Source organism: Methanoculleus chikugoensis, from assembly GCF_019669965.1.
Lineage (GTDB): Archaea > Halobacteriota > Methanomicrobia > Methanomicrobiales > Methanoculleaceae > Methanoculleus > Methanoculleus chikugoensis.
This window is the reverse complement of sequence record NZ_AP019781.1, coordinates 2334967-2347284: the sequence shown is the minus strand read 5'-3', so window position 1 is coordinate 2347284 and position 12318 is coordinate 2334967. Positions and strand designations below refer to the sequence as shown.

At 61.4% G+C, this 12318-nt stretch carries 10 protein-coding genes; 6 read left to right on the top strand and 4 right to left on the bottom strand.

All coding sequences use genetic code 11. The features are described 5' to 3' along the window. Positions 1 to 31: 31 nt before the first annotated feature. The 3 genes from MchiMG62_RS11815 to MchiMG62_RS11805 are packed head-to-tail and all read right to left on the bottom strand — an operon-like array spanning position 32 to position 3135. Positions 32 to 1933, bottom strand: coding sequence for a PINc/VapC family ATPase (locus tag MchiMG62_RS11815; RefSeq protein WP_221057130.1), 1902 nt, complete (start codon positions 1931 to 1933; stop codon positions 32 to 34). A gap of 23 nt (positions 1934 to 1956) precedes the next feature. Next, positions 1957 to 2322 (bottom strand): phosphoribosyl-AMP cyclohydrolase, encoded by a 366-nt coding sequence (hisI, locus tag MchiMG62_RS11810; protein ID WP_221057129.1) that lies wholly within the window; start codon positions 2320 to 2322, stop codon positions 1957 to 1959. 6 nt (positions 2323 to 2328) lie between these two features. Beyond that, a complete protein-coding gene (locus MchiMG62_RS11805) occupies positions 2329 to 3135 on the bottom strand; it encodes an A24 family peptidase C-terminal domain-containing protein (RefSeq protein WP_221057128.1) in 807 nt (268 codons plus the stop codon). A gap of 371 nt (positions 3136 to 3506) precedes the next feature. Between MchiMG62_RS11805 and MchiMG62_RS11800 the strand changes: the two genes are divergently transcribed. From MchiMG62_RS11800 to MchiMG62_RS11785, 4 genes are all read left to right on the top strand, one after another. Then, positions 3507 to 4145, top strand: coding sequence for a hypothetical protein (locus MchiMG62_RS11800; RefSeq protein WP_221057127.1), 639 nt, complete (start codon positions 3507 to 3509; stop codon positions 4143 to 4145). Positions 4146 to 4230: 85 nt separating this feature from the next. Beyond that, the gene (locus tag MchiMG62_RS11795; RefSeq protein ID WP_244987707.1) at positions 4231 to 6588 is read left to right on the top strand and encodes a type II/IV secretion system ATPase subunit; all 2358 of its coding nucleotides are present in this window, start codon (positions 4231 to 4233) and stop codon (positions 6586 to 6588) included. Then, complete coding sequence (locus MchiMG62_RS11790; RefSeq protein ID WP_221057125.1) at positions 6585 to 7508, top strand: type II secretion system F family protein; 924 nt, start codon at positions 6585 to 6587, stop codon at positions 7506 to 7508. The genes MchiMG62_RS11795 and MchiMG62_RS11790 overlap by 4 nt, the downstream gene beginning before the upstream one ends. Position 7509: 1 nt before the next feature. Then, positions 7510 to 8559 (top strand): type II secretion system F family protein, encoded by a 1050-nt coding sequence (locus MchiMG62_RS11785; RefSeq protein ID WP_221057124.1) that lies wholly within the window; start codon positions 7510 to 7512, stop codon positions 8557 to 8559. A 196-nt stretch (positions 8560 to 8755) separates the two neighbouring features. On the opposite strand, the gene MchiMG62_RS11780 is transcribed toward MchiMG62_RS11785, so the two are convergent. Continuing rightward, positions 8756 to 10222 carry a cobyric acid synthase gene (locus MchiMG62_RS11780; protein ID WP_221057123.1) on the bottom strand — a complete coding sequence of 489 codons (1467 nt, stop codon included), beginning with the start codon at positions 10220 to 10222 and terminating at the stop codon, positions 8756 to 8758. Between the two features lie 59 nt (positions 10223 to 10281). On the opposite strand from MchiMG62_RS11780, the gene MchiMG62_RS11775 reads away from it, so the two are divergent. Together MchiMG62_RS11775 and yciH are read left to right on the top strand one after the other, a co-directional pair. Next, positions 10282 to 11928 carry an adenosylcobalamin-dependent ribonucleoside-diphosphate reductase gene (locus tag MchiMG62_RS11775; RefSeq protein ID WP_221057122.1) on the top strand — a complete coding sequence of 549 codons (1647 nt, stop codon included), beginning with the start codon at positions 10282 to 10284 and terminating at the stop codon, positions 11926 to 11928. A 41-nt stretch (positions 11929 to 11969) separates the two neighbouring features. After that, positions 11970 to 12275, top strand: coding sequence for a stress response translation initiation inhibitor YciH (gene yciH / locus MchiMG62_RS11770; RefSeq protein WP_011844832.1), 306 nt, complete (start codon positions 11970 to 11972; stop codon positions 12273 to 12275). The last annotated feature ends 43 nt before the right edge of the window (positions 12276 to 12318 follow it).

Below are 12318 nucleotides of genomic sequence, written 5' to 3'. Positions count from 1 at the left end.
CCAGATTCTGGTTCCTCATATTTGGCCTGCCTCATACCGGCCGCAGCCGGATCGTCTCGCCCTCGTTGTAGCGCTTGATCATCTCCTGGGCGATCGTGCTGTTCTTGGCGAGGAGGATGTCCCCCTCCTCGTTCACCGTTGCCGTGAAGAGATACTCCTTCCCGGCGAAGACGTCCACAATCTTGCCCTTGTTCTCGGGAGATACAATCGTCAGCTGTTTCTTGTCGAGACGGATCTTGATGCCGCCGGCAAGGTGCATCTCCTCTTCGATGGGTTTCTGCGCCTCGAGTTCGCTCCTCGGCCGGATATCGATCCCGATGCCGAGTTTGTTCACGATCGCCGAGACGTTCTTGCCGCCCTTCCCGATCGCCGCCGGGACGTCCTTGTCCTCGATATAGACGACGGCCTTGTTGTCGCTGATGATCCGGACCTCGACCGGGCCGCTCGTGTACCGCCCGATCTCGCGCTGGACCTCTTTTCCCGCAACCTTCCAGGTGACGTTCTCCTCGGGCTCCGCTACCGGTGCCGGTGCCGCGACGACCGGAGGCTCCGCAGGTGCAACGACCGGTCCTACGGCGTTCTTCTTCCGGGCGAGCGGCATCACCAGGGTCTCCCCTTCGTAGCGGAAGATCTCGATCTCGGGTTCCTGCCGGGCGTGCTCGCGGACGACGATCACCGGGCGGATATGCACGTCGCCGGGCATGCCCTCCGGTGCCTTGACCGTCAGTTCGAGGTCGTAGATCTTCGTGATCGCGCCCTGGACGACGTAGATGACGGTGTTGATGATCTGCGGCAGGATGCTGTAGTCAACACGGTCACAGAACCGCCGGAGGCAGTCGTGCACCTCCATGGCATGGACCACGCCGACCATGCCCATCCCCGCGAGGCGCATATCCGCATAGACGGAGAAGTCCTCGTTTTTCCGGAGTTCATCGAAGATCACGTAGTCGGGCCGGACGAGCAGGAGGGCTTCGGCGGTGTTCGCCATGCTCCCCTCGAGCGCCGTGTACTGGGTGATGTGGTCGGGTACCTGCAGGTCCCGCGGGGCCTCCATCGTCTTCACGACGAAGTTGTTGTCGGCGAGGAACGTCGCAAGGCTCTGGGCGAGGGTGGTCTTCCCTGCTCCCGGCGGGCCCGCGATCAGGACGCCGCGGCGGTTTCCGAGGATCCGCTGCTTGATCTCCGGCGCCATGTCGTAGTCGTCGAGCGAGAGATCCACGAGCGGCCGGACGACGGTGATCTCCATCCCGTCCGAGAACGGCCGCCGGGCAATCGAGATCCGGAGCGATCCAATCTGGACGACCGTGATCCCCCGCTTCTCGAGTTCGATGAAGCCGTCCGGGTCGCGTTTCGCCCTCTCAAGGAGTTCCTGCGCCATAGCCTTGAGTTCGTACTCGGTCATCGGCGCATCCCGGAGGGTCACCAGGCGGGTCTCCTGGAGTTTCCCGATCTTTGCCACCGGCGGCGCCCGTTCCTTCAGCGTGATCGCGATCGTCTCCTCGTCGAGGTACTGGTCGATCGAGAGCGGCGAGAAGTCGCCGATCTGCGGCCGCAGGTAGGTGACGTCGAGCCCTTTTGCCTTCGCCACCTCCGCCTGCACGAGGTCGCTCGTGATGAACCGGGCGTCGTGGTCGATCGCGACGTTCCGAATCAGGGCGTCGATCTCGCCTCCGCTGGAGAGTTTCACCTGGTCGAGGCTCGGGCGTTCTCCGGAAAACTGGAGTTCGATGATCTTCTCCTCCGACATCCGGAAGAGCTCCTGGAGTTCGGTCAGACCGGAAAACCCTATCTCCCGTCCCTGATTCGCCTGGGCCTCCAGTTCGGCGACGACGGCTTCCGGTATGATTATTGTTGCGCCCTTATATTCTCCGGTTTTTATCAGCGATGTTATGCGTCCGTCTATCACGACGCTTGTATCGGGTACAATTTTCATAAAAAATCACCATAGTAATGAGGTCATTCACCCTTATTAGCGTATACCTTCTCCGGATCGAAGACCGTTTTAGCGATCTCCTCCCCCTCGACCGTCCGGTAGAAACACGAGGCGTGGCCGGTATGGCAGGCGGCACCGGTCTGCTCCACCTCGTAGAGGACGGCATCCTCGTCGCAGTCGACGAGTATGCGGCAGACCCGCTGGACGTGTCCGCTCTCCTCCCCTTTCTTCCAGAGTTTCCGTCTGCTCCTGCTGTAATAGTGTGCATATCCCGTGGTCCTGGTGAGTTCCAGCGCCTCCGTGTTCGCGTAGGCGAGCATCAGGACATCACGAGTCCGTCTTTCCTGCACGATGACAGGCACCAATCCGTCCTTGAACTGTATCTTCATGTCTATTCACATTCCCGCGATTGCCTTCATGATTACATAGAGAATATCTCCCATGAACAGTGCGGTCAGAAACCCCGCCGCGATAGGTATGATGAATGGAATGCCGTAGGATATCCAGACCCTGCCGGCCTTCCGGTAGAGGGCAAGTTCCCGCTGGTAGTCTTCGGGGTGCAGCCTGAGATCTTTTGTGTATAGCCGCCGCTCCCCCCGCACGATGCGCCCGAGCGATTCCGTAAACCCGACGAACCGCCTGACCAGTCTGCCGTCCTCCCCCTCCTCGATCTCTTCCATCACAAAACCGAACTCGTTCTGGATGCCCTTTCCATCGACCGGGAAGCCGAGGAAGAGGCAGGGCAGCGGGGCCCGGTTTCCCTCCAGGATGTTCTTCGCGAGTATTGCGACGGGTGCCGCGATATTGATGAGCACGGCGTTCGTCAGCACGCTGAACGGAAAGAACCCGAGAGGCGATGCGCCGAAGTACGGTTCGAGCGGGTAGAACGGGATGCAAGCGGTGATGATGATGAGGGCGTATGCATCCGCCCCCCCGAAGAGGTTTACCGCCTGGAAGAGGTAAAAAAACCCGCAGAAGATCGCGACCATGATGAGGTACGCCGCCGCCGTCCGCCAGTCCGCGAGGACGGCCAGCCCGTACACCCAGACGGCCGCCGGGATCGCGATCGCGAGTGCGGGACGCCAGGTCTTGTGGGGCACCCGCCGCTCCTTCGCGTCCAGGATGGACGCATATATGAGCGTAACCCCTATTGCAGCCGCTGCAATCATAAGGGGAACACTTACCACGAGCGGAAGAATCATGGGCAGGTACCTTATTCACCTGTTATCTCTTATTTCTGGCGATCTTTCTTTGCAGGGGATCGCTGCCGTTTCGATGCTTTTTCCGGCTGGATTTGGCATGATACGGCCACTCCTCGCCGGTCGGGCAGCCTGAAGGTTCCGGATCTCTGGTTGCAACTTCCTCCATGGCCGAAAATCCTTCGAAGGCGGCTGAGCGCAAACGGTCTCCTTCTATCTTCCGGATACGCTTCTTTCTCAAGGATATCTGTTAGAATCTCAATTCCATTATCACAAGGTATTAATAATAGCATACTGATGTGATATATTGTGATAGGGGGTAAAAATCCCCTTTCCGGCATATAATCTACAAAATACCGTACCTGAAGATTTGCATGGAGATAAACGACCTTATGGGCGAGATCCTTCGACAGTCGACGAGCGAGGGAGACTTCGCGCTTGATGAGTTGCTACGGTACAGCAGCAGCACTCTCATGACCGGAATAGGGGTTTCGGAAGAGAAGGGGCACTCATTTTTCCTTTTTTTCTCCGGGGGCGAACCGGACGGTGCCATGTTTGTCGATGCGAAGGGGACACTCTTTGGAGACTCGGCCGTCCTGCGCCTGACCGGGGAGGAAGAGTTCGAGCTCTTCACGGTGACGGCGCCGATTGTCGACGCGCTGGTCTCAAGGTGCCGGATCTTCGACAAAAGCCACCTGAAGAAGAACGGCCGCCTCGACATCCCGACCGTCGGCACCCCTAACCGGCAGCGGATAGGAATGCTGTACCTGATCGTGCGCGACGGCCGAATGCCTCTTGCCGGAGCCCACGTCGCGATCCGGAAGGGAAAACTCGTCATGACGAGCGATGTGACGGATTCCGAGGGAAAGGTCTGCTTTCGGCTGCTCAATGGGCGCTATATGTGTGTGGTCTCGGATCGGATTGGAGAGCGGGCACGGTGCATCGTTGAGATCCATGAACCTCAGGTAGAAGCGTACGTTGATATTGGGGGCACAGAGGATGAGTTCAGGTGAAGATGAAGAACGTGAATTGATAGCAGCAGTCAGGAGCCTTCTCTCACAACCCGGGAAACTGGGGGCTGGCGATGGAGGAACCACGGTGGAGAGCGTCGATGCGGGTTTGCCGTTCCCGTCTCCCGAGGAGGATGAGACGGTCCCGGAGGTTCTCAGGCCCGTCACCGATGAGATGAACGAGCAGCCGGAGTCGTCTCCGGTGCAGGCGCAACAGAGCGCGGGTATCCGTTCGCTCATCGAGACGGCGGCGATGTCGGACGACTCCGCCGAATCGCATGCATCCGCCGAGAAGGACCCGGTCCGTGCGCTTCTCGAACGGATCGGCCGGAGCAGTCCGGACGGCGCCGAAGAGGTCGTCTCCGCCCCGACGGTAGAGACGGACGATCTCCCTACAGGGCCGGAGATGCCGGCTGATCCGCCGGCGGCGGTTGAGAAACTCGCTGCGAAGCCGGATGCGCCGGCTTCTTCCCCCGGATACCATGCTCCCGCGGGAATCCTCGAACGGGTGAAAGGGTGGCGTGAGGGCGATAAATCCGGCACCACCCAATCGAAACCCCGCGTTGCGGAAGCGGTCGACGATCCCGGGATCGAAGAGGAGATCTCTGACGGCGTGGTTACGGTCGAGGAGCTCGGAAATCTGGCGGATTTAATCCTCCCGAAGAGCGCGACGTTCACGATCGATGAACTGAGCATCAACCGGGGCGAGAACCGCTTTGATTTCGTCGATAACGCCCGGGTCGTATCGGAGTTCGACGACATCTTCTCCCAGTCGTTCTCCTCCACTTCGCTTGCTGCGGCCGCCGCACAGGTGGTGACCCCGGTCGAAGAGGTTCCGCAGCCCCGGTTCGGGTTCCTCAAAAAACTTCAGGTCCCGAAAGTCGGCGTCGCGGTCGAGGAGTACAACGCCACGCTCCACGGTCCGCTCGTCGATCTCGCGATGCGGCCGTCGCCGGGGGTTGAGGAGATCGAACTCTACCCGGTGAACGAACCTTATGCCTATGTCCGGGTGACCTACGACAGCACGACGCACGAGTACACCTATAACGTCATCGAGCCCGTGCTCACTCCCGGGGAGCAGATGCTCTTCGCGGAGATCAAAGAACGGCTTTTTGAGACGCTCAACATCACTTCCCGTGACCTCACCCGCGAAGAAGCCCGCACAGCGCTTCGCGATGCGGCGAACACGATCATCGCCGACTACGGGATCCGGCTCGACCCTCTCGGGCGCGAGAAGATCCTCTATCACGTCGAGAAGGAGTTCCTCGGCGACGGGCTGATCGACCCGGTGATGCACGACAAGTACATCGAGGATATCTCCTGTGACGGTGTGGGCAGCGCTATATTCGTCTATCATACGACGTACGAATCGATGAAGACGAGCCTTATCTATCACGATCACGTGGAGCTCGACTCGTTCGTCACGAAACTCGCGCAGCGTGCCGGGAAATACATCTCCATCGCCGAACCGATGCTGGACGCCACGATGAGCGACGGATCGCGTATCCAGATGACGCTCGGAGCGGAAGTGACCGCACACGGCTCGACGTTCACGATCCGTAAGTTCCGGGAGGAGCCGATCACGCCGACGGATCTCATCGAGTGGCACACCTTCTCGCCGCTCGGGATCGCGTTCATCTGGCTCGCGGTCGAGAACGCCAAGTCCTGCATCTTTGCCGGCGGGACGGCGTCCGGAAAGACGACGACCCTGAACGCCATATCGCTCTTCATCCCGCCGCTCGCAAAGATCGTCACCCTCGAGGATACCCGGGAACTGAAACTGCCTCACCCGAACTGGATCCCGAGCATCACCCGCGACTCGTTCTCGCAGGACGGGCGGGGCGAGATCGATATGTACGAACTCCTGCGCGCCGCTCTCCGGCAGCGTCCGGAGTACATCCTGGTCGGTGAGGTCCGTGGCAAGGAGGCCCTGACCCTCTTCCAGGCGATGAGCACCGGCCACGTCACCTACGCGACGATGCACGCCGACTCGGTGGCGAGCGCCGTCCACCGTCTGGAGAACCCGCCGATCGACGTGCCGAGGAACATGCTCTCTGCCCTCTCCCTGATGTCCATCCAGGTGCAGGCCCGTATCGGCGGTCAGCGGATCCGGCGGAACAAGCAGCTCATCGAGATCCTGGACATCGATCCCCGGACGAACGAACTGATCACGAACGAGGTCTTCCGGTGGCACCCGGCAACCGACGAGATCCGGTATTCCGGCAAATCCTACATCCTCGAGCAGATCATGGAAGACCGGGGCTGGAGCGAGGAGCGGATGCGCGAAGAGTTGAAACGGCGGCAGGAAGTCCTTGAATGGATGCGTATCAAGAAGATCCGCCACTTCAGGGACGTGAGTAAGGTCCTGATCTCCTACTTCCGCGATCCGGAGACGGTCGTCCAGCGGGTGCGTGTCGACCTCTACGGGGAAGGTGGTTCCGCATGAACAGTTACGAACGGTTCTGCTTCAATCTGATCGGGCACAACCTGAAGAAGAAACGGGGAGACTACATCAGCCTCCGAAACGACCTGATGGGGGCCCGGATGACGACTCCGTTCGAGGCGTATCTCGCGACCGCGTACGTCTCCTCGGTCGCCGTGGGGCTGGTCGCCGCCGTGCTGATCGGGCTTCTGACCTACCTCCTGCGGGTTCCCGATATGATCGTCTACCGCGGAGCGGTTCCGCAGGTCCTGTACGCGTTGAACGACTACAAGATGCTGCTCGGCACCGCCGCCATCACGATCATCTCCCTCCTGGTCTTCGGCGGGCTGACCTACCTGATCTTCCTCCTCTATCCCGGTATAAAGGCGGGAGAACGACGCCGGAACATCGATGCCACCCTCCCGTACGCCATCAACTACGTCACCGCCATGTCTTCAGCCGGGATCACCCCCGACGAGGTCTTCCGGCTGCTCGGCCAGAGCACGATATACGGCGAGAGCGCTGTCGAAGCGCGCTATATCTCCCGGGAGACCGACTTCTTCGGGAAGGATCTCCTCGAGGCCCTGCGGTCGGTCTCGCAGGCGACGCCGAGTGAACGGATGCGGGAGTTTTTGCAGGGAGCCGTTGCGAGCATCTCCAGCGGGAGCAACCTCACGGAGTACTTCCGCACCAAGGCTCACCAGTACACGCTCGAGAACAACCAGCAGCAGAAGACGTTCTTAGAGACGCTCGGGCTGATCGCGGAGTCCTACGTCACCGCGATGGTCGCCGGCATGCTCTTCTTGATCATCCTGCAGTCGGTGATGACGATCCTCTCGGGCGATTCAAACCCGTTCTTCCTCTACATCATCATCTACCTGATCGTCCCGTTCGGGAGCATGATGTTCGTCATCCTGATCAGTTCCATGACTCCGGAGGTGTGATATGGGATTTAAAGACCTTTTCAACGATTTCTTAAACAGGAAACCCACGGATGGGGAGATGGTTCCGGCGGTCGAACTGGAGTCCGACCGGTTCGTGGAACAGGACCAGGAGATCTTCAGCAGGGTTGAGAACAGGCGGAAGTACCAGGAAGGGTTTTACCGGTTCCTCAAACACCCGGTCAGGGTGATGATGGAGGAGCCCTACACCGTCCTCTTCGTATCCGTTCCGGCCGCGCTTCTCCTCTTCATCGGCGGGTTCGTGAGCGTGGTGACGTCCTACGGCATCGGCGCTCTCTTTACGACGACGATGATCGACGACTTCTTCGTCTTCGCGCTCCTCATCGCCATCGTGCCGCTTGCCCTCCTCGATTTCAAGGAGGCGTGGCGCATATCGAGCGTCGAGGCGTCGCTGCCGAACTTCTTCCGCGATGTTGCCGGGATGAACGATTCGGGCATGACGCTCCCGCACGCCATCCATATCGTCTCGGAAGGCGAGTACGGGGCGCTTACCCCGCATATCCGCAAACTGGATACCGAGATGTCCTGGGGCGTCCCGTTCGTGGAGGCCATCCGCCGGTTCGGGAAGGCCGTGAAAACCCCGCTCGCGGAGCGGAGCGTCGACCTGATCGCCCACGCGAGCTCCGCCGGCGGCGACGTGAGCGAGGTGCTGCGGGCGGCGGCGCACGATGCATACGAGTTCTTCAACCTGCAGTCGGAGCGCAAAAACGGGATGATGATCTACATGATCATCATCCTGATGTCGTTCTTTGTCTTCCTCTTCGTGATCGGGGTGCTCTCGGGCACCTTCCTCACCACGATGGCGGAGGCGGGCGAGGCGGTGGCCGCGTCGGGTTCGAGCTCGGCCCAGTCGTTCATGGGCAACGTGGATCTCTTCCTCTACAACCGGATCTTCAGCCACTCCGCGCTTATCCAGGGATTGTTCTCAGGACTTGCAGCGGGTATCATGGGCGAAGGCCGGGTGGTCGCGGGGCTGAAGTACTCGGCGATCATGGTGTTTATCGCCTGGATTGCGTTCCGGTTCATCATCTGAGAGAGCCGGGACTGGTTTCTTTTTTTGTGAAAGCCGAATGATCGGTATTCGAGCATCAAAAGCCTTCGAGTTGAGAGGGCCGCACGCGAAGCCGCGAAGGGGAGTTGCCAACACTCAACTCCCGTACTTCGCGCCTTAACGAACCGTTCGCAGTTCGAAACCCTTCGAGTTTCTCATGTTCCGGACGTTCCGTCCCTCACATAAAAAATTCCAGAATCGCATCCATATCCACATGCTCCTCGAAGTGCCGTGCCAGATCGTCGTAGGATGCCGCGGCCCCGAGGGCGCCCGCGCTCGCGTCCGTCACCGGCTCGAAGGCTACGCCCCGCCGTTCCGAGAGGTGGGCGAGGAGGGCGTTTACGGCGCTGGGGTTCCGGAAGAGGCCGTGCATGTAGGTTCCGAAGACCAGGCCGTCGGGGGTTGCGGCCCCTTCGCCGGCGAACGCTTCGGGCAGTTCTCCCCGCTCCGTCTCGCCCATGTGAATCTCGTAGCCCTCCACCTCCTCCATCGCCGTGAGGATGGGGCCGGGGCCGGTCGCCCGGCGCCGAACCTGCACCGTCGTCTTGCGGTAGCCGGAAAACGCCGTCACGACGTCGAGGAGCCCGAATCCCGGGTACTCTGCGAGGTTCTCCGACTCGATGCCGGCGTCAACGATCCGGCTCCCGAGCATCTGGTAGCCGCCGCAGATCCCGATGATCGGGACGCCCCGCTTCCGGGCGAGCCGGAGTTCTTCACCCACGCCGTGGCGGTTCAGCACGGCGAGATCCTCGACGGTGTTCTTGGTCCCGGGGAGGATGATGCAGTCGTAGCCGGAGAGCGTTGCGCCGGGCGGGACGTAATCCACCGTGGCGTGCTCTTCGAGGAGCTCGAAGTCGGTGAAGTTCGCGATCCGGGGGAGGCGGAGGACGGCGATCCTGACCGGGCGGGCGGTCGATCGCTCTCTTTTATCGGCGATCGAGAGTGAGTCCTCGCTCGGGAGGGGGATATCGGCGAAAGGAACCACCCCGAGCACCGGGACACCTGTGAGTTCCTCGAGTTTTGTGACGCCGGAAGCGAAGAGCCCGGGATCTCCCCGGAACTTGTTGACGATGACCCCGGCGACGAGCGGCCGGATATCCTCCGGGAGGAGGGCAAGCGTCCCGTAAACCTGGGCGAAGACCCCGCCCCGCTCGATATCGGCGACCAGGAGGATGGGGAGGCGGAGCGAGCGTGCGAGCCTGATATTTGCGATGTCACGGTCGTAGAGGTTCACCTCCGCAGCTCCCCCGGCACCTTCCACCACCACGTTCCCGAAGCGTCTCCGAAGACGTTCGAACGCAGCAACGGCCTCGGTGAGAAGCGTATCGGTCTCCCTGTAGTAGTCCCGGATCTGCACATCCTTATAGGGCCGGCCGAGGAGCACCACCTGCGAGACCGAATCCGCCCTGGGCTTGAGGAGAACCGGGTTCATATCGGCCTCCGGTTCGACCCCGGCCGCGAAGGCCTGGACGGCCTGGGCGATCCCGATCTCGCTCCCGTCGGCCGTGACGTAGGAGTTGAGGCTCATGTTCTGGGATTTGAACGGCGCAACCGGGATTCCGCGGCGATGGAGCGCACGGCAGAGCGCCGCAACGGTCACGCTCTTGCCCACGTGGGATGCAGTTCCGAGCACGATGAGAGACATTGCCGGCAGAAGAGTTGGGCACGACGGGTTATTAAGGGCGGGGTTCCATCAGGTATTCTATGGAGTTCTCCCCGCAGGCCCGCCTCCTCCTGGAGAGCCGCTATCTCCTTCCGGGCGAGACGCCGGGCGGCCTCTTCTCCCGGGTCGCCGACGCCGTGGGCGGGACGGCACGGTCCCGCGAGTTCTTCTCGCTCCTCTCGGGCCTCCTCTTCCTCCCGAACTCCCCGACCCTGATGAACGCGGGAACCGCTGCCGGGCAGCTCTCGGCCTGCTTCGTCCTTCCGATGGAGGACACGCTCGAAGGGATATTCGGGACCCTCGGTCACATGGCGCTCATCCACCAGTCCGGGGGAGGGACCGGGTTCTCGTTCTCGCGTCTCCGGCCCCGGGGCGACGCCGTCAACGGGGTCACGGGCGCCGCAACCGGGCCGGTCTCGTTCATGCGGGTCTTCGATGCCGCGACCGGGGCGGTCAGGCAGGGCGGCCGGCGCCGAGGGGCGAACATGGGGGTGCTCGCGGCCTCCCACCCCGACATCGAGGAGTTCGTCACCGCAAAGCAGGAAGGAGGGCTCTCGAACTTCAACATCTCGGTCGGCGTCGACGAGAAATTCTTTTCGTGCCTTGCGACAGGGAAGGAGTACGACCTCACGAACCCCCGCGACGGCACGATCTGGAAGAGCATCGACGCCCGATCGCTCTGGCATCTCATCGCCGCGTCCGCCAGCGCCTCCGGCGAGCCGGGGGTGCTCTTCCTCGACGAGATCAACCGCCGGAGCACCACCCCGCATCTCGGCTCCATCGAGGCGACGAACCCCTGCGGCGAGCAGCCGCTCTACCCCTACGAGAGCTGCAACCTCGGAAGCGTCAACCTCGCCCGGTGTGTTAGAAAGGACGACCTCGACGGGGACCTGCTTGCAACGGTCGTCCGGTGCGGCGTCGACTTCCTCGATGCGGTCATCGATGTGAACCGCTTCCCCCTGCCCGAGATCCGGGAGAAGACCCTCGCGACCCGCAAGATCGGCCTCGGGGTCATGGGGTTTGCCGAGACACTCATACGCCTCGGGATACCCTACGAGTCGGAGGAGGCGCTCCGGTTTGCCGGGAGCCTGATGGAACGGATTCAGGAGACAGCCCGGGAGCGCTCGGAGGAACTCGCGAAGGAAATGGGGTCGTTTCCGGCGATCGAGGGTTCGGTCTTCTCAGGCGAGATGCGGAATGCCACCGTCACCACCATCGCCCCCACGGGCTCGATCCACCTCATCGCCAGCACGACGAGCGGCATCGAGCCGGTCTTCTCGCTCGCCTACGACCGGACGATCGACGGCCGGCCGGTCAGCGTCGTCAGCGACCTCGTCGCCGGGTTCCTGCCCGGGACCGCCGGAGGGAAGGACGTGGCAGAGCACGTCCGCCGCCACGGCACGGTCGCCGGCCTCCCCCTCGACGAGCATGCCCGCGACCTCTTCAGGACGGCCATCGAGATCGCACCGGAGCACCACGTCCGGATGCAGGCGGCGTTCCAGAAGCACGTGGACAACGCCGTCTCGAAGACCGTGAACCTGCCACAGAGTGCAACCGTCGACGAGATCGCCCGTGTCTTCTCTCTCGCCCATGATCTCGGGTGCAAGGGCACAACCGTCTACCGCTACCGGAGCAGACCCGACCAGATATTCTCGCTAGGGTGCGATGTCTGCCGGATTGACGGATGACATGCCAAATAATATATAACGAGAGCTGAAAGGTACATGCAATGAACGGTGGGATATGTCCGACTTGCGGACTGCCAAAGGAACTGTGTATCTGTGAAGAAGTAGCAAAAGAGCAGCAGAGAATCAGCGTAAAGATAAACAGGCGCCGGTACGGGAAAGAAGTCACGGTCATCGAGGGCCTCGACCCCTATGACATCGATCTCGAAGACCTCTCTAAATTCCTGAAAGCGAAACTGGCCTGTGGCGGCACGGTCAAGGACTCCTCGATCGAGCTGCAGGGCAACCATCGCGAGCGGGTGAAGGACCTGCTCGCCCAGAAAGGATACAACATGGAAAATATCAGTTGACCGGGCTGTCCTCCATAGAGGATCCGGACACTTTTTTTACGAC

Coding starts and splice junctions, on each gene's coding strand:
- MchiMG62_RS11815 (WP_221057130.1), bottom strand. CDS start 1,933: ATGAAAATTGTACCCGATACAAGCGTCGTGATAGACGGACGCATAACA.
- MchiMG62_RS11780 (WP_221057123.1), bottom strand. CDS start 10,222: ATGTCTCTCATCGTGCTCGGAACTGCATCCCACGTGGGCAAGAGCGTG.
- MchiMG62_RS11775 (WP_221057122.1), top strand. CDS start 10,282: ATGGAGTTCTCCCCGCAGGCCCGCCTCCTCCTGGAGAGCCGCTATCTC.
- MchiMG62_RS11800 (WP_221057127.1), top strand. CDS start 3,507: ATGGAGATAAACGACCTTATGGGCGAGATCCTTCGACAGTCGACGAGC.
- MchiMG62_RS11805 (WP_221057128.1), bottom strand. CDS start 3,135: ATGATTCTTCCGCTCGTGGTAAGTGTTCCCCTTATGATTGCAGCGGCT.
- MchiMG62_RS11785 (WP_221057124.1), top strand. CDS start 7,510: ATGGGATTTAAAGACCTTTTCAACGATTTCTTAAACAGGAAACCCACG.
- MchiMG62_RS11790 (WP_221057125.1), top strand. CDS start 6,585: ATGAACAGTTACGAACGGTTCTGCTTCAATCTGATCGGGCACAACCTG.
- hisI (WP_221057129.1), bottom strand. CDS start 2,322: ATGAAGATACAGTTCAAGGACGGATTGGTGCCTGTCATCGTGCAGGAA.
- yciH (WP_011844832.1), top strand. CDS start 11,970: ATGAACGGTGGGATATGTCCGACTTGCGGACTGCCAAAGGAACTGTGT.